The sequence below is a fragment of the Leminorella grimontii ATCC 33999 = DSM 5078 genome (genome assembly GCF_000439085.1).
Taxonomy (GTDB): Bacteria; Pseudomonadota; Gammaproteobacteria; order Enterobacterales; family Enterobacteriaceae; genus Leminorella; species Leminorella grimontii.
Window position 1 is genome coordinate 215,787 of record NZ_AUUA01000002.1, and the last position, 17,405, is coordinate 233,191.

15 protein-coding genes are annotated in these 17,405 nt (G+C 57.2%); 11 read left to right on the forward strand and 4 right to left on the reverse strand.

The genetic code is table 11. From position 1 onward, the window contains the following. Nucleotides 1–115 precede the first annotated feature (115 nt). Together G544_RS0105425 and metB are read right to left on the reverse strand one after the other, a co-directional pair. Entirely contained in the window at nt 116–2,551 is a 2,436-nt protein-coding gene (locus tag G544_RS0105425) for a bifunctional aspartate kinase/homoserine dehydrogenase II (RefSeq protein ID WP_027273650.1), read from the reverse strand. Between the two features lie 16 nt (nt 2,552–2,567). Next, nucleotides 2,568–3,716: a cystathionine gamma-synthase gene (gene metB / locus G544_RS0105430; protein WP_027273651.1), complete on the reverse strand. Its 1,149-nt coding sequence runs from the start codon at nt 3,714–3,716 to the stop codon at nt 2,568–2,570. A 221-nt stretch (nt 3,717–3,937) separates the two neighbouring features. Between metB and metJ the strand changes: the two genes are divergently transcribed. After that, nucleotides 3,938–4,255 (forward strand): met regulon transcriptional regulator MetJ, encoded by a 318-nt coding sequence (metJ, locus tag G544_RS0105435; protein WP_027273652.1) that lies wholly within the window; start codon nt 3,938–3,940, stop codon nt 4,253–4,255. A gap of 154 nt (nt 4,256–4,409) precedes the next feature. Here the strand turns inward: metJ and rpmE are convergent, their stop codons facing one another. Continuing rightward, on the reverse strand, nt 4,410–4,625 hold the full coding sequence (gene rpmE / locus G544_RS0105440) for a 50S ribosomal protein L31 (protein ID WP_027273653.1): 216 nt from the start codon (nt 4,623–4,625) through the stop codon (nt 4,410–4,412). A 222-nt stretch (nt 4,626–4,847) separates the two neighbouring features. Here rpmE and priA point away from each other — a divergent pair, with 222 nt between their 5' ends. The 7 genes from priA (at nt 4,848) to rraA (ending at nt 12,933) form a co-directional block, all read left to right on the forward strand. Beyond that, nucleotides 4,848–7,043, forward strand: a complete 2,196-nt coding sequence (gene priA, locus G544_RS0105445; RefSeq protein WP_027273654.1) for a primosomal protein N' — start codon at nt 4,848–4,850, stop codon at nt 7,041–7,043. A 156-nt stretch (nt 7,044–7,199) separates the two neighbouring features. Continuing rightward, on the forward strand, nt 7,200–8,216 hold the full coding sequence (gene cytR, locus G544_RS0105450) for a DNA-binding transcriptional regulator CytR (protein ID WP_027273655.1): 1,017 nt from the start codon (nt 7,200–7,202) through the stop codon (nt 8,214–8,216). Between the two features lie 121 nt (nt 8,217–8,337). Beyond that, the gene (locus G544_RS0105455) at nt 8,338–9,111 is read left to right on the forward strand and encodes an SPOR domain-containing protein (protein WP_027273656.1); all 774 of its coding nucleotides are present in this window, start codon (nt 8,338–8,340) and stop codon (nt 9,109–9,111) included. A gap of 196 nt (nt 9,112–9,307) precedes the next feature. Then, nucleotides 9,308–9,838, forward strand: coding sequence for an ATP-dependent protease subunit HslV (gene hslV, locus G544_RS0105460; protein WP_027273657.1), 531 nt, complete (start codon nt 9,308–9,310; stop codon nt 9,836–9,838). Nucleotides 9,839–9,849: 11 nt separating this feature from the next. Continuing rightward, nucleotides 9,850–11,181, forward strand: a complete 1,332-nt coding sequence (hslU, locus tag G544_RS0105465; protein WP_027273658.1) for an ATP-dependent protease ATPase subunit HslU — start codon at nt 9,850–9,852, stop codon at nt 11,179–11,181. 228 nt (nt 11,182–11,409) lie between these two features. Continuing rightward, a complete protein-coding gene (locus tag G544_RS0105470) occupies nt 11,410–12,327 on the forward strand; it encodes a 1,4-dihydroxy-2-naphthoate polyprenyltransferase (protein ID WP_027273659.1) in 918 nt (305 codons plus the stop codon). A gap of 120 nt (nt 12,328–12,447) precedes the next feature. Further along, on the forward strand, nt 12,448–12,933 hold the full coding sequence (gene rraA, locus G544_RS0105475) for a ribonuclease E activity regulator RraA (RefSeq protein ID WP_027273660.1): 486 nt from the start codon (nt 12,448–12,450) through the stop codon (nt 12,931–12,933). Nucleotides 12,934–13,019: 86 nt separating this feature from the next. Here the strand turns inward: rraA and zapB are convergent, their stop codons facing one another. After that, nucleotides 13,020–13,262 carry a cell division protein ZapB gene (zapB, locus tag G544_RS0105480; RefSeq protein WP_027273661.1) on the reverse strand — a complete coding sequence of 81 codons (243 nt, stop codon included), beginning with the start codon at nt 13,260–13,262 and terminating at the stop codon, nt 13,020–13,022. 469 nt (nt 13,263–13,731) lie between these two features. Between zapB and G544_RS0105490 the strand changes: the two genes are divergently transcribed. The 3 genes from G544_RS0105490 to glpX all read left to right on the forward strand — a co-directional run bounded on the left by G544_RS0105490 (nt 13,732) and on the right by glpX (nt 17,324). Next, a complete protein-coding gene (locus G544_RS0105490; protein ID WP_027273662.1) occupies nt 13,732–14,544 on the forward strand; it encodes an MIP/aquaporin family protein in 813 nt (270 codons plus the stop codon). 80 nt (nt 14,545–14,624) lie between these two features. Beyond that, on the forward strand, nt 14,625–16,133 hold the full coding sequence (glpK, locus tag G544_RS0105495; RefSeq protein ID WP_027273663.1) for a glycerol kinase GlpK: 1,509 nt from the start codon (nt 14,625–14,627) through the stop codon (nt 16,131–16,133). A 180-nt stretch (nt 16,134–16,313) separates the two neighbouring features. Beyond that, nucleotides 16,314–17,324: a class II fructose-bisphosphatase gene (gene glpX / locus G544_RS0105500; RefSeq protein ID WP_027273664.1), complete on the forward strand. Its 1,011-nt coding sequence runs from the start codon at nt 16,314–16,316 to the stop codon at nt 17,322–17,324. The last annotated feature ends 81 nt before the right edge of the window (nt 17,325–17,405 follow it).

Consider the following 17,405-nt stretch of genomic DNA (forward strand, 5'->3'; position numbering starts at 1 on the left):
AGATGACTGAAGTTGCTGAGGCTGTCAACAGTAAAAATAAAGATAATAGGCAATAAATGGAAAAACGCCCGGAGGCCGATGCCGCCGGGCGTTTTATAAGAGCGTCGAAACAACGCTACAGCAGCTTCGCCAGCCGGTTGAGGTCAGACTGGATTGCCCCGGCCGTCACGTCTCGCCCGGCGCCGGGACCGCGAATAATCAGCGGATTGTCGCGATACCAGCGGCTCTCGATAGCGAACAGGTTATCGCACGGCAAAAGCGACGCCAGCGGATGATCCTCCCGCACCGCCTCCACGCCGACCCGCGCCTTGCCGTTCGCTTCATATCGAGCCACGTAGCGAAGCACCAGCCCCATCTCGCGCGCCGCTTCCAGACGCTCCAGCATTTGCGCGTTCAGCGTCTCTGCCTGCTCGAAGAAGTGGTCTACGGAGCCTTCCTGAGCGTCCTGAGCCACCAGCGACTCAACGCGCACCTGATCCGGCTCGATGTCGTAGCCCGCTTCGCGAGCCAGGATCACCAGCTTGCGCATGACGTCCTGCCCGGACAGGTCAACGCGGGGATCGGGTTCCGTCAGCCCCTGCTGCCACGCCTGTTCAACCAGCTCGGAGAACGGGATCGTGCCGTCAAACTGCAAGAACAGCCAGGAAAGGGTGCCTGAAAAAATCCCGCTTAAAGAGAGGATGGTATCGCCGCTGTCGCGCAGATCGCGCACGGTATAGTTAATCGGCAGGCCTGCGCCTACGGTAGCGTTGTAAAGCCAGTGGCGACCGGTCTTGGCGAAGGCGTCGCGGATCTGGCGATACTCGTCGCCCGAAGACGCGCCGGCCAGCTTGTTGGCGCTGACGACGTGGAAACCATAGCTTGCGAAATCGAGATAGCGAGAGGCTAATTCCTGGCTCGCGGTAATGTCCAGCACCACCAGATCGTCAAACGGATGATCGCGCATCCAGCCAAGCAGCGTCGCATCGTCCAGCGTCTGCGCCTCATCGTTAAAGAAGGCCAAAGCGCGGCTGGCATCCAGCCCCTGGTAGTCAAGCAGGCAGCGGCTGCTGTCCACCACGCCCGCCAGCAAGAATTCAAACCCGGTGCGGGCGGAGATATTCTTCTGCTCGCGGGCGAACAGCTCGAGCCAGCGCGAACCGATGTTCCCTTTGCCAAACAACACTAGTCCTATACGCTTCTCGGCGCGAAACAGGCTGGCGTGCAGCCCCTGAATCAGGTGCTCCGTCGGCCCAACCCTGAGAACCGCCACAAGGCTGATGTCGTCCTCGGCGTGCCAAATAAACTCGACCGGCTGATCTTTTAACTGCTGATAAAAACGGTGGCTGTGCAGCGGGTTTTTACACACGCCCGCGCCAACCAACGCCACCAGCGACAGCCCTTCGCGAAGCTGAAGCCGCCCCGGCAGCCGCGCGTCGCCCAGAATGCTCAGTACGCTGTTGACCACTTCAGACGTATAGCACAGCTGAAGGAGGCTGCGGTCGGCGTGCACGCCGGTCGCCAACGGCTTAACTTGAACGCGGTTAAGAATGCGTTCCACCTCTTTATGGATCTGAACAAAGTCGTGCTGCGGTTCAACCTGTAGCTCAATCAGGCAAACGTCGTCGTGGCTGGTGACAATTTTTGCGCCGGTGCCCGAAGCAAGCACGCGCTCAATGCGGGTTGAACCCTGCTCCGGCTGATAGCTGCACCGCAGTTGGAGATCGATATCGCTGCCGGAAACCGGCTGCAGCGTGCGGGCGTGAAGCACCGGCGCGGCAAGGCGAGCCAGCTCGCTGGCTTCATCCAGCCTCAGTAGAGGCAGCAGGCAAGCGTCTTTGACCTTACGGGGATCGGCGCTGTAGACCCCGGCAACGTCGCTCCAGATGGTGACTTTATCTACGCCGGCCAGCGCGCCGATTTGGGTTGCCGAGTAGTCGCTGCCGTTGCGGCCCAGCAGTACGGTTTCCCCCGCCTCACTGCGGGAAATAAAGCCGGTCACCACCAGCCGCTTGCCGGGATGCTGAGTTAAAAGCTGCTGTAATAAAGGGTAAGAACGGCCTTCATCCACCTGCGGCTGTGCGGAACGCTCTGCACGCAGAAAGTCGCGGGCGTCGAGCCAGGCGGATGCCATCTTTTTCTGGTTCAGTACCGCAGACATCAGGCGCGCGGACCAAATCTCGCCGTGCCCGACCACTTCGGCATACGCCGCGTCGGTCATCTCGCCGTCAAGCAGCGCGGCCAGCCGCTCGAGGTCGGCAATCAGCCGCGTCGTCAGCTCCGCGGCTTCAGCTTCCGGCAGCAGCCCGCTTATCAATCCGCTCTGATAGCGGCGAAGATCCTGCTGTACCTGATGAGCGGAAATCTTGTCATGCTGACTAAGCTGTAACCACTTAATCAACTGGTTAGTGGTGTTCCCCGCCGCGGATACCACCATCATGTCCCCTTCGCGGCTGTACTCCGCCATAATGCCCGCAACGCGCTGATAGCACTTACAGTCAGCCAGGCTGCTGCCGCCAAACTTGTGCAGTTGGCGGCTGGCCGAAAGGCCGGCGGTTCCCGAAATACTCATTGCTTACCCCTTTGACTTAGGCTTTAAACGCCTGTTCCAAATCGGCAATCAGGTCATCGCCGTCTTCAATTCCTACCGAAATTCGCAGCAGCCGATCTGATATTCCCGCCGCCGCTCTCGCCTGTTCAGACATGCCCGCGTGCGTCATCGTCGCCGCGTGGGAAATAAGGCTCTCAACGCCGCCCAGCGATTCCGCCAGTGTAAACAGCTTCAGCGCGCTGATAAAGCGCCGCATCGCCGCTTCGTCGCCGTCAAATTCAAAGCTCAGCATGGCGCCGAAACCGGACTGCTGTCGACGGGCGACGTCGTGCCCCGCATTGCCGGGCAAAGAGGGATGATACAGCTTTTTCACCCGCAGCTGGGTTTGCAGATAGGCCACGACGTCCAGCGCGTTCTGCTGCTGTTGCTTCATACGCGGAGCCAGCGTCCGCAGGCCTCTGAGCAGCAGGTAGCTGTCAAACGCCGCCGCCGTCACGCCGATATTATTCGCCCACCACGCCAGCTCTTCTCCCAGCGCTTCGTCTTTCACGATCGCGACGCCCGCCACCACGTCGGAGTGGCCGTTAAGGTATTTAGTGCAGGAGTGCAGCACGATGTCAGCCCCTAGCGCTAGCGGCTGCTGTAACACCGGGCTTAAGAACGTGTTGTCCACGGCGACCAGCGCTCCGGCCTGATGGGCGGCATGGCAGATTTTCGCAATATCGACCACCCGCAAAAGCGGATTGCTTGGCGTTTCCACCAGCACCAGCTTGGGCTTTTGCGCCAATGCCTGCGCCAGCGCCTCGTCATTACCCTGATCGACAAACAGTACCCGATAGGCGCCGCGGCGCGTTTGGCTGTCAAATAGCCGGTAGCTGCCGCCGTAGCAGTCGTGAGGAGCCACAAGCAGGTCGCCTGGCTTAAGCAGCGCGGTGCAAATAAGGTGAATCGCCGACATGCCGCTGCCGGTCAAAACTGCCCGACACCCCCCCTCCAGCTCGGCCAGCGCGGCCTGAGCAACGTCTCTGGTCGGGTTGCCGCGGCGAGAGTAGTCATGAGCGCGAGGTTGATTAAAATCGATGAAGTTATAAGTGCTGGAAAGATGGATCGGAGGAACAACGCAGCCGTACTGTTCATCTGAGTTGAGCCCGCCGCGTACCGCTATGGTTGCCTGTTTGCGCGTCACCTGAACTACCCCTTATGAAAGGAATCATAAACAATAGCGGATAAGATAATATCGAAAACAATAGACGTCAATACTTCCAGACGTCTAAACTTCTTGCCGTGTAGATTGAGGATAGCAAAAATATCCGCTAAAATTGTCATGGTATAGATATTAACTCGGTAAAGTGTGTTCCCTGTGAACTCACTTTCAAACTATCAGAAGGTCAATGATTAAGGTGCCCCATGGCTGAGTGGAACGGCGAATATGTCAGCCCCTATGCTGAACATGGTAAAAAAAGCGAACAGGTCAAGAAGATCACGGTATCTATCCCGCTGAAAGTCTTGAAAATCCTGACCGATGAACGAACTCGCCGCCAGATCAACAATCTGCGGCATGCGACTAACAGCGAACTGCTTTGTGAAGCGTTCCTGCACGCGTTTACCGGCCAGCCTTTACCGGACGATAACGATCTTCGCAAAGAGCGCAGCGATGAAATTCCGGAAGTGGCGAAAGTGCAGATGAGAGAGAAAGGTCTCGATCCCGATACGTGGGATTATTAATCTTAAGCGTCGCGGCCGCAGAAAAATAAATAACGCAGCGGCTGCGGGACGTTGCTCGGCGCCGTTTTAAGCTTAAGTGAGAACGAATAGACAGAATCAGTAGAAATGAAAAAGGCGCCGAATCGCGGCGCCTTTTTTCGTGCTCAAGTAAATATTACTTAGAGCCGCCAACCATATTGAAACGCTTGTTGAAGCGATCGACACGGCCGCCGGTCGCAACGTCACGCTGCTTGCCGGTGTAGAACGGATGGCATTCGCCACATACGTCCAGGTTCAGGTCGTGACCTACGGTTGAGTGAGTTTTGATGACATTACCGCAAGAACAGGTTGCCGTAATCTCTTTGTATTCTGGATGGATACCTTGTTTCATGATGAAACCTCTCTAAAGTCGTATCGCTATACGGTCACCGATTTGCCGTACACCATACGAGATAAATAATGGGTGAGTGGTTTGACCCTCATTGAGAATCAAAGGCCGCAGATTATACAGGCTAGAGATGAACCACGCAAGCGGCAAGGCATTCGGCAGTTGCGGCAGCTTATGTTATGCTGTGGCGCTTCACCGTTTTTTAATCGTCAGGACAGCCTCGGCATGCGCGTTGTTAAGGTCGTTTTCCCCGTACCTTTGGACAGATCGTTCGACTATCTTCTTCCCGAAGGGGAAAAGGCGATCGTCGGCGCCAGGGTCAGCGCACCCTTTGGGCCAAGGAAAGCTATCGGCATCATTGTCGCAAACTCCGCAGGCAGCGACTACCCTCTCTCGCAGCTAAAGACGATTCATCACCTTATTGATAACGAATCCCTGTTTACGCCTACGCTTTGGAAAACACTGAACTGGGCGGCGTCCTACTATCAGTTTCCGCTGGGCGAAGTGCTTTTTCACGCGCTGCCGGTGCTGCTGCGGCAGGGAAAACCGGCCGAAGAGCCGCCTATCTGGCGATGGCTGGTAACGGAGGCCGGCCAGGCCGTTGACCTGTCCGAACTCAAGCGCGCGCCCAAGCAACAGCAGGCGCTGGCGGCCTTGCGAAAAAGCCCCATCTATCGCCATCAAATCGCCGAGCTGGACCTGAACGAAGGCGCATTTAAAGCGTTAAAAGACAAGGGGCTGGCTGAACTCCAGCCTACGGCGCCGGCATCGACGCACTGGTTGGCGTCACACGCCGTCACGGGAGAACGGCTTAAGCTCAATACCGAGCAGGCCACCGCCGTCGGCGCTATTCGCAGCGACGACCGAGGTTTTAACGTCTGGCTATTGGAAGGCATCACCGGTTCCGGGAAAACGGAAGTCTACCTTAGCGTGCTGGAAAACGTGCTCGCTCAGGGACGCCAGGCGCTGGTGCTGGTGCCGGAAATCGGACTAACGCCCCAGACCATCGCCCGCTTTCGCGCGCGTTTCAACGCCCCCGTCGACGTCGTTCACTCCGGCCTTAACGACAGCGAAAGGCTGGCAGTCTGGCTGCGGGCGCGGCGAGGAGAAACGGCGATCGTCATCGGCACCCGCTCGGCGCTTTTCACGCCGTTTGAACGGTTAGGCATCATCATTATCGATGAAGAGCACGACAGCTCCTACAAGCAGCAGGAAGGTTGGCGCTATCACGCCCGGGATCTGGCGGTGCTGCACGCGCACCAGGAACATATTCCCATCGTTCTCGGTTCGGCCACGCCCGCGGTAGAGAGCCTGCACAATGCCAAATCGGGCAAATATCGCCACCTGCGCTTAACCCTACGCGCAGGCAGCGCCCGCCCGGCAACGCAGCACCTGATTGACCTGAAGGGCCAGACGCTGACCGCCGGGCTTTCAGCGCCGCTGCTAAAGCGCATGCGGGAGCACCTGAAGGCCAACAACCAGGTCATGCTGTTTCTCAACCGTCGGGGCTACGCGCCGGCGCTGCTCTGCCATGAATGCGGCTGGATCGCCGAATGCCCGCGCTGCGAGCAGTATTACACGCTGCATCAAAACCAGCGTCAGCTGCGCTGCCACCACTGCGACAGCCAGCGTCCAATCCCCTACCAGTGCCCCCAGTGCGGCTCCACCCATCTGGTACCGGTAGGAGTGGGCACCGAGCAGCTCGACAGCGAGCTGGCGCAGCTGTTTCCCGACGTTCCCATCACCCGCGTCGATCGCGACACCACCAGCAGAAAAGGAGCGCTAGAGCAGCATCTTTCCGATATTCACCGGGGCGGAGCCCGCATTCTGATCGGCACGCAAATGTTGGCTAAAGGCCACCACTTTCCCGACGTCACTATGGTCGGCCTGATTGACGTCGACGGGGCGCTGTTTTGCGCCGACTTCCGTTCCGCGGAGCGCTTCGCTCAGCTTTACACGCAGGTGTCCGGCCGCGCGGGCCGCGCCGGAAAACAGGGGGAAGTGCTGTTGCAAACCCACCACCCTGACCATCCGCTGCTGCAAACGCTTCTCCATCAGGGCTATGACGCATTTGCCCAGCAGACGCTGACGGAAAGAAAAACGGTGTTTTTACCGCCGTTCACCCATCACGCCATGTTCCGCGCCGACGATCACGATAATCGCCAGGCCAGTCAGTTCTTACAGCAGCTGCGCGAACGCCTGTCCGCCGTACAGGCGGAGGACGGCGCCCTTTGGGTGCTGGGGCCGGTACCGGCGCTGGCGGCTAAAAGAGGCGGACGCTTCCGCTGGCAGCTGCTGTTACAACACCCTTCCCGGCAGAGGCTGCAGCAGATCCTGAGCGAGCTGCGCCGCCAGATTTCGTCCATGCCGCAGGCGCCCAAAGTAAAATGGACGCTGGATGTCGATCCCATAGAGAGTTAGTCCACATATTATTGGGAGCCTGCTCTAAAAAACTTAGCAAGTGCATACTCTTTAGAAGAAAAATCGCTTACAACTATTGATAATTACTCTAAATAATTCGAGTAAACGGTAGGTGATAAAAGCCATAGCGCTGAATCTCTCTGGGAGTACCCTATCTTGGAACAGTTAAAAACGCTTGCGGGCGTCACGATGAAAGACGTGGCGGCGCACGCCGGTGTCTCGACGGCGACCGTTTCGAGAACGCTGATGATGCCGGACAAAGTCTCAGCACAGACGCGCGATAAGGTTGAACAGGCCATCGCCCTGACGGGATACGTTCCCGCCTCGCAAACTAAAAGCGCCCGCCAAAAGGGCAACCGCGTTCTACTGGTGATGGCGCAGGACATTACCGATCCCTTTTCAACCGACGTAATGCAGGGGATCCAGGAAACGGCGGCGGAATTCGGCTATACCGTGCTGTTTCTGGACAACCGACGCCAGCCGGTCGATAGGGAAACGCTGTCCACCATTATGCGGCAGGCCAACGGCGCAATCCTTCTGGACGCCAACTTTCCGTTTGCTCTGAGCGCCGAAGAGAGCTCGCAGTTCCCACCGATGGTCATGGCCAACGAATACCTGCCCGAGCTAAAGCTGCCGACGATTCACATAGACAACCTGACCGCAGCCTTCAACGCCGTAAGCTACTTACAGCACATCGGCCATAGCCGCATCGCCTGCATCTGCGGCCCGGCGCACCTGCATTTGAGCCACTATCGGCAGCAGGGCTACGTTCAGGCGCTCCAGCGCGGCGGCATTGCAATAGAGAGAAGCTACATTCTGGAAGGCCCTCTCTCGTTTGAAAGCGGCGCCAGCGCGCTGTCTCGGCTCATGGCGCTCCCCCAGCCGCCCAGCGCTATTTTTTGCCACAGCGATATCGTCGCCATCGGCGCAATCCATCAGGCTAAAAAGCAGGGGTTAAAGATCCCGCAGGATCTCTCTATCATCGGCTTTGACGACATCGCCCTGGCAAGATACGCCGACCCGCCGCTAACCACGGTTGCCCAGCCGCGCTACCAAATAGGCCAGCAGGCGGTACTAATGCTGCTGGAACAGCTGAGAGGAAGCCCGTCGAAAAGAAACTCTGTGCTGCTCGACAGCGAGCTTATCGTTCGCGAGAGCACGGCATCGCTATAGCCGCGCCCGGTAAAAACGGGGTGGTAACGTTAGGTAACTAAACACAATCTAGCCAAGGTCTTGCATATTACGTACTATAAGGCACCGTTTTATTCATTTTCGACAATAGACAAGAGTCATAGTGGCACAACGAGATTACGTCAGCCGCGGCCGTTCAAGCTCGCGGGGCAAAAAAAACAGTAAAAGCAAAAAGAAAAAAAGCGCATCGGGGGCGGCTTCTAAGCTGATGATTGTGCTCGCCGTTGCCGTTTTGGTCGTCTTCGCCGGCGGCCTTTACTACATTACGCAAAATAAATCCGTACCGGAACCGCAGACGAGCGGCCCGGCCGCAACGCAAGGCAACGGGCTGCCGCCAAGGCCGACCAACCGCTGGACTTATATTGAAGAACTGGAAAACCGCCAGGTAACCAACTCGCCAAACTCGGGAGCCGCTCAGCCGCCGCTTTCACAGCAGCCGCAGCTCACGGCGGAACAGCGTAAGGCGCTGGAGCAGATCCAGTCCGATATGCAAAAGCCGCCTGCGTCTCAACCCCGCACCGAGGCAGCCACTAATCCGGCGACGTCCAGAGACGGCGGCAGCAGGCCTGCATTAAACGCGGCGGAGTCCAACGCGCCCAAATCAACGACGCCTCCGGCGCCGACAGTCCAAACTACCGCGCAGGCTAAAAATCAGCGCTGGACTATCCAGTGTGGCTCTTTCCGTACCGCAGAGCAGGCGGATTCGGTAAAGGTGAAGCTCGCGTTTGCGGGCTTTGAGAGCCGCATTAGCGCCAGCGGCGGGTGGAATCGCGTCATACTTGGTCCATATTCTAATCGGGACGGCGCAGACAAAACTTTACAACGGCTGAAAAGCGCCGGAATGGGCAGCTGCATTCCCGTTGCAGCAGGAAACTAGCCCTTTTATTTCAATTAATTGCTAATCAGGGCCCGGTAGGAACATCCGACGGGCCAGCGTGGCTACGCCCGCTTAGGGTAAAAGATTGTTCGCGCGCTAGGGTTGAAATCCCCGCTTCGCTTCCCCATCTACATTTCCAATACCCTGCTCCATTTAACGCAGGCCTCTTTTCCTATCAGCTAGCGAGGATAAACACGTGACAACAATTGTAAGCGTCCGCCGTAACGGTCATGTGGTAATAGGTGGTGATGGTCAGGTCACACTGGGCAACACCGTAATGAAAGGGAATGCCCGTAAAGTCCGTCGCCTGTACAACGAGCGCGTTATTGCCGGTTTTGCCGGCGGCACTGCGGACGCCTTTACGCTGTTTGAACGCTTCGAACGCAAGCTGGAAATGCATCAGGGCCACCTGACCAAAGCGGCGGTGGAACTGGCGAAAGACTGGCGGACCGACCGCATGCTGCGTCGCCTTGAAGCGCTGCTGGCCGTTGCGGATGAAACCGCGTCGCTCATCATTACCGGCAACGGAGACGTCGTGCAGCCAGAAAACGACCTGATCGCCATCGGTTCCGGCGGCCCCTACGCGCAATCCGCCGCCAGAGCACTGTTGGAAAATACCGACCTGAGCGCGCGCGACATCGTCGAAAAATCGCTGTCCATTGCCGGCGACATCTGTATCTATACCAACCGTTTCCAAACGATTGAAGAACTCAGCTCTAAAGAATAAGGATCGGTATCATGTCTGAAATGACTCCTCGCGAGATAGTCAGCGAACTCGACGGCTACATTATCGGCCAGGGCAAAGCCAAGCGCGCCGTGGCCATCGCGCTGCGTAACCGCTGGCGCCGCATGCAGCTTAACGACGAGCTGCGCCACGAAGTGACGCCCAAAAACATTCTGATGATCGGGCCTACCGGCGTCGGTAAAACCGAAATCGCCCGCCGTCTGGCGAAACTCGCCAACGCGCCTTTTATTAAGGTTGAAGCGACCAAGTTCACCGAAGTGGGCTACGTCGGCAAAGAGGTTGACTCTATTATCCGCGATCTTGCCGATGCGGCCGTTAAGATGGTGCGCCAGCAGTCGGTGGAAAAGATGCGCTACCGCGCCGAAGAGCTGGCGGAAGAGCGTATTTTAGACGTGCTTATCCCGCCAGCCCGCGACAACTGGGGCCAGACGGAAAGCAATCAGGAAAGCTCTACCGCCCGTCAAGCGTTTCGCAAAAAGCTGCGCGAAGGCCAGCTGGACGATAAAGAGATTGAAATCGAGCTGACCGCAGTGCCGATGGGCGTTGAAATCATGGCGCCTCCGGGCATGGAAGAGATGACCAACCAGCTCCAGTCCATGTTCCAAAACCTCGGCGGCCAGAAGCAGAAGCCGCGCAAGATGAAGATCAAGGACGCCTTCAAGGCGCTTATCGAAGAAGAGGCCGGTAAGCTGGTTAACCCTGAAGAGCTAAAACAGCAGGCTATCGACGCCGTTGAACAGCACGGTATCGTGTTTATCGACGAGATCGATAAAATCTGTAAGCGCGGCGAAGTCTCCGGGCCGGACGTTTCCCGCGAAGGCGTTCAGCGCGACCTGCTGCCGCTGGTGGAAGGCTGTACGGTCTCGACCAAGCACGGTATGGTAAAAACCGACCACATTCTGTTTATCGCCTCCGGCGCGTTCCAGACGGCAAGCCCGTCCGATCTGATCCCTGAACTGCAAGGACGTCTGCCCATCCGCGTTGAGCTGCAGGCGCTGACGACGGAAGACTTTGAGCGCATCCTGACCGAGCCCAGCGCGTCGCTGACCGAACAGTACAAAGCGCTGATGGCGACGGAGGGCGTAACGGTGAACTTCCAGCCTGACGGCATTCGCCGCATCGCCGAAGCCGCCTGGCAGGTTAACGAAAGTACGGAAAACATCGGCGCGCGTCGCTTGCATACGGTTATGGAACGCCTGATGGAAGAAATTTCCTACGACGCCAGCGAGAGCGGCGGCGCGGTCATCACTATCGACGCGCAGTACGTCGGCGATCATCTGGACGAACTGGTGGCCGATGAGGATCTGAGCCGCTTTATTCTATAACCAATCTCTCCCTGCTATTTACGGGAAGCCCCCGCTTCCCGTAAACTTACCCGCTTTCCCGGTTTTATCACCAAAATACGTTGCTCCTAAGTCCATTTGCGCCTCTATGGACGAATTATTTGGCAGATATGCCCCGGAATCAAAGCAAGCTCTCGTTAATTTTCCTATAATACGCGTATAATTAGCGGTTAGCTGTTCATTACGCACTGAAGTTTATATTTAAAAACCATGAGCCAAACTCACTCAACAAGTCAAGCTACCGCCTGGATTGAGAGCCTGCGGCCTCGTACGCTTCCGCTGGCCTTAGCCTCGATCGTTACGGGATCCGCACTCGCCGCCTGGATGAACCACTTTAGCCTGGGCATTGCGCTTATGGCGCTTTTAACTGCTGCGCTGCTGCAGATTCTGTCTAACCTGGCGAACGACTACGGCGATGCCGTGAAGGGCAGCGATACCGAAGCGCGCATCGGCCCCAACCGCGGCATGCAAAAGGGGCTTATCACCCTGCCTCAAATGAAACGGGCGCTGTGGCTTGTCATCGGCCTGACGGTGCTTTCCGGCATTGGCCTTATCGCCATTGCCTGCCAAAAGCCGGAAGACATTATCGGCTTTTTGGTGCTCGGGCTTTTGGCCATCGTCGCGTCCATCACCTATACCGTCGGACGCAAGCCTTACGGCTATATGGGACTTGGCGACATTTCCGTACTGATTTTCTTTGGCTGGCTGAGCGTAGCCGGCACCTACTACCTTCAGGCCGGCACGTTCGACACGGTTGTCATGCTGCCCGCAACGGCCTGCGGCCTGCTGGCGGTCGCGGTGTTGAACATCAACAACCTGCGTGATATCGATAACGACCGCATGAACGGCAAAAATACGCTGGCCGTGCGCTTAGGCCCCGTATGGGCGCGGCGCTATCACTTCCTGTTGCTGGCAGGCGCCCTGCTTTGTCTGGTGCTGTTCGCCCTGTTTGACCTGCGCAGCTGGAGCGGCTGGCTGTTCATTCTGGCGGCCCCGCTGCTGTTTCGCCACGCGGTATACGTGCTCCACGAACAAACGGCAATCGCCATGCGCCCGATGCTTGAGCAAATGGTTAAGGGCGCGCTGCTGACCAACATCCTTTTTGCTATCGGCGTCGTGCTCAGCTAAACGCGCCAATTTTGCACTATGTCCCCAAAGTCAGGCGGATGGCTTTGCTATCCGCTTAAGCTGTGGGCTATACTGGCATTTCCGACGGTAAACCAACGACACCAACAGGCGACGATATTTATGAAATATGATACTTCCGAGCTTTGTGACATTTACCACGAAGAAGTCAACGTTGTGGAACCGCTGTTTTCCAACTTCGGCGGGCGCCCCTCTTTCGGCGGGCAGATAACCACCATCAAGTGCTTCGAAGACAACGGCCTGATTTACGAGCTGCTGGAAGAAAACGGTCTGGGTCGCATTCTGCTGATTGACGGCGGAGGTTCCGTACGCAGGGCGCTCATCGACGCGGAACTGGCGCGGCTGGCGGTGCAAAACGAGTGGGAAGGTCTGGTGGTCTACGGCGCAGTGCGTCAGGTAGACGAGCTTGAAGAGCTGGACATCGGCATTCAGGCGTTAGCTTCCATCCCCGTCGGCGCGGACTCTCAGGGCATTGGGGAAAGCGATATTCGCGTCAACTTCGGTGGCGTCACCTTCTTCTCCGGCGACCACCTCTATGCGGACAATACCGGCATCATTCTTTGTGAAGAGCCGCTGGATATCGAATAGCGAAAGCGTCTGCCGCATCACCGAATAAAGAAAAACGCCGCGTTATACAACGCGGCGTTTTCATTTGGAAGAAAGGCAAACCTTAATCAGTTTACTTCATCCATTTTCCCTAACAGGAGACGAAGGCGCTCCTGCCAGGCCTGTTGTTCTTGCTTGAGCTGCGCGTTTTCGTTTACCAACGCTTCACGGCCGCCGGCAGCCGCATCAAGATCGCGAACCAGCGTATTGTTTTTCGCTTTCAGATCTTCAATTTCCATCTGCAAAAGGGTGATGGTATCAATCGCCTGCTGGACTTTAGCTTCCAGTTTTTCAAACACTTCAAATGACATTATTTCGTCCTCATATAGACATAACCGCAAAGCGGAAAATCGAAAATCATTAACGGTCGCTAGCGGTAATATAGACGAGCATATTCCGTTAGTGGTTCACTCACCCGATTGTATTAACCTGACCGTACGCTGTCCAGCCATAGACCCTCAGAAAGCGCGAATGTTCAGAAATTTTAACTTAACAAAATGCGCTTCACGCGCCAAAAAATAGAAAAGACGCTCGTCTTCATCCATTTGCATTCATAAAGTGAATTGCACCCATCACTTTTCGAACAAAAAAGATCAATTATTTGACCGAATACACAGAATTACACTTTCGTTATTTTTCGATATGGCGCGATAACGATAAAATCAGTTCCCCACCGCTATTAATTTATAACCTGACGGTAACAATGGCAGTAACAAGTCAGGAAATATTAGGTGGCTAACACTACTTCTTACCTACTTTTCCCAACACGGGGTAATGCTTATGAGTCAAACCACAGGCCCAACGCTAAAAGGGCAATGCATCGCTGAATTTCTTGGAACAGGGCTTTTTCTGTTCTTCGGTATCGGCTGCGTCGCCGGGCTGAAAGTCGCCGGAGCAAGCTTTGGTCAATGGGAAATCAGCATCATTTGGGGCCTGGCCGTGGCCCTTGGCGTCTACTTAACCGCCGGCGTTTCCGGCGCGCACCTTAATCCGGCCGTAACTATTGCGCTGTGGCTGTTCGCCTGCTTCGACAAGAAAAAGGTCGTTCCCTATATTATCGCTCAGACCGCAGGCGCGTTCTGCGGCGCTGCGCTGGTCTATGCCCTCTACTTCAGCCTGTTCCACGAAGTCGAGCAGGCCCAGCACATCGTTCGCGGCAGCGTGGAGAGCCTATCTCTGGCAGGAACCTTCTCCACTTATCCTCACCCGGCCATTAACGTCTTCCAGGCCTTCGGCGTTGAGTTCGTCATCACCGCCGTACTGATGTGCCTGATTCTGGCGCTGACCGACGACGGCAACGGCGTACCGCGCGGCTCGCTGGCCCCACTGCTTATCGGCATTCTGGTCGCGGTCATCGGCGCCTCTATGGGGCCGCTCACCGGGTTTGCCATGAACCCCGCTCGCGACTTCGGACCAAAACTGTTTGCCTACGTCGCCGGCTGGGGCAATATGGCCTTGACCGGAGGGCGCGATATCCCCTACTTCATCATTCCTATCATCGGACCCATCCTCGGCGCCTGCGCTGGCGCTATGGGCTATCGCATATTTATCGGCCGCAACCTGCCGTGCGACGCCTGCAAGATTGATGAATAGATAAAACACGCTTTCCGTTCGGCCGAACGCATTTCGGCCAACGTTTAGCCGCTTTAACGTCAATAAACGGAGTATTCCAAATGACGACTGAACCAAAATACATTGTCGCGCTCGATCAGGGCACTACCAGTTCACGCGCGGTCATTCTAGATCACGACGCCAACGTGATCGGCGTGGCTCAAAAGGAGTTTACCCAGCACTATCCGCACGCGGGCTGGGTCGAGCACGACCCGATGGAGATTTGGGCGACGCAGAGTTCCGTTCTGGTTGAGGTTCTGGCTCAAACCGGCATCAGCTCCGACATGGTGGCCGCCATCGGCATCACCAACCAGCGTGAAACCACCATCGTTTGGGACAAAGAAACCGGCAAGCCGATTTACAACGCTATCGTCTGGCAGTGCCGCCGCACCGCCAGCATCTGCGAGCAGCTCAAAAAAGACGGCATGACCGACTACATCCGCGAAAACACCGGCCTGGTCGTTGACCCCTACTTCTCCGGCACCAAGGTGAAGTGGATCCTGGACAACGTCGAAGGCGCCCGCGAGCGCGCCAAGCGCGGCGAACTGCTGTTTGGCACCGTAGACACCTGGCTTGTGTGGAACATGACGCAGGGCCGCGCCCACGTCACCGACTACACGAACGCCTCCCGCACCATGCTGTTTAACATCAAAACGCTGGACTGGGACGACAAGATGCTGGAAGTGCTGGACATCCCGCGCGCCATGCTGCCGGACGTTCGCCCGTCGTCTGAGATTTACGGCAAAACCAACATCGGCGGCAAGGGCGGCACGCGTATTCCTATCTCCGGGATGGCGGGCGACCAGCAGGCCGCGCTGTTCGGCCACCTGTGCGTCCAGCCGGGCATGGCGAAAAACACCTACGGCACCGGCTGCTTCCTGCTGATGAACACCGGCAAGGACGTCGTGAAGTCCGATCACGGCCTGCTGACCACCATCGCCTGCGGCCCGCGCGGCGAAGTGAACTATGCGCTGGAAGGGGCGGTATTCATCGGCGGCGCTTCCATCCAGTGGCTGCGCGACGAGCTTAAGCTGTTCAGCGACGCGATGGACTCCGAGTACTTCGCCACCAAGGTCAAAGACAGCAACGGCGTTTACGTCGTCCCCGCCTTCACCGGCCTGGGTGCGCCGTACTGGGACCCGTACGCCCGCGGTGCCATTCTGGGCCTTACGCGTGGCGTGAACTCTAACCACATCATCCGCGCCACGCTGGAATCAATAGCCTATCAAACCCGCGACGTGCTGGACGCCATGCAGGCCGACTCCGGCGCTCGCCTTCAGGCCCTGAGGGTCGACGGCGGCGCGGTGTCCAACAACTTCCTGATGCAGTTCCAATCCGATATTCTCGGCACCTCGGTTGAACGCCCCGCCGTTCGCGAAGTGACCGCGCTAGGCGCGGCCTATCTGGCCGGTTTAGCCGTCGGCTTCTGGAACGACCTGGACGAAGTGAAAAGCAAGGCGGAAATCGAGCGCACCTTTAAGCCGGGCATCGAAACCACCGAGCGCAACTATCGCTACAAGGGCTGGCAGAAGGCCGTCGCTCGCGCCCGCGATTGGGAAGACCACGAGTAGATAGTTAATATATAGCGACAATTTCATCTCTGTTTTCGGGCCCCTTCGCGGGCCCGCTTTTTTATGGAAAATTCTCCCGCCGGTTATGGAGAATTCTCCAATATCCCTGCGGGACTGTGATAAAATTCGCCCAATTTTTCTTCCCCCCTTTTAAAAACCAAAACGTAACGGATCCCTGACATGAAACGTGAACTGGCAATCGAATTTTCCCGCGTAACGGAAGCCGCCGCACTGGCCGGCTACCGCTATCTTGGGCGCGGTGACAAAAACAAGGCCGACGGCGCCGCCGTTGAAGCGATGCGCATCGTCCTGAATCAGGTCAACATCGACGGTGAAATCGTCATCGGTGAGGGCGAAATTGACGAAGCGCCGATGCTTTATATCGGTGAAAAAGTAGGTACCGGTCAGGGCGACGCGGTAGACATCGCGGTTGACCCCATCGAAGGCACCCGCATGACCGCCATGGGTCAGGCCAACGCGCTGGCGGTGCTGGCCGTCGCCGAAAAGGGCGCATTTTTGCACGCGCCGGACATGTATATGGAAAAGCTGGTCGTCGGCCCCGGCGCCAAGGACACCATCGACTTGGACCTGCCGCTGACGGAAAACCTTAAGCGCATCGCCGCCAAGCTCAACAAGCCGCTGGAAAAGCTAACGGTCATCACGCTGGCCAAGCCGCGCCATGACGCGATCATTGCCGAAATGCAGCAGCTGGGCGTGCGGGTATTCGCCATCCCTGACGGCGACGTAGCGGCCTCAATTCTTACCTGCATGCCGGACAGCGAAGTCGACGTGATGTACGGCATCGGCGGCGCGCCGGAGGGCGTGATTTCCGCCGCGGTGATCCGCGCGCTGGACGGCGACATGCAGGCCCGCCTGCTGGCTCGCCATCAGGTGAAGGGCGACACGGAAGAAAACTGCCGCATTGGCGAAGAAGAGCTGGCGCGCTGCCGCAAGATGGGGCTAACTCCCGGCGACGTGCTGAAGCTCGGCGACATGGCCCGCAACGACAACATCATCTTCTCCGCTACCGGCATCACCAAGGGCGATCTGCTGGGCGGCATCCAGCGTACCGGCAACATGGCGACGACGGAAACCCTGATGGTGCGCGGCAAGTCTCGCACCATCCGCCGCATCCAGTCTATCCACTATCTGGACAGGAAAGACCCGGCGCTGTGCGATATTCTGCTGTAGCAACGCGCTGAAATAGCATAGAAGAACGCCCTCTCTAAACGAGGGCGTTTGTTTTTTCAGACATAGTTAAAAAAATGGCGA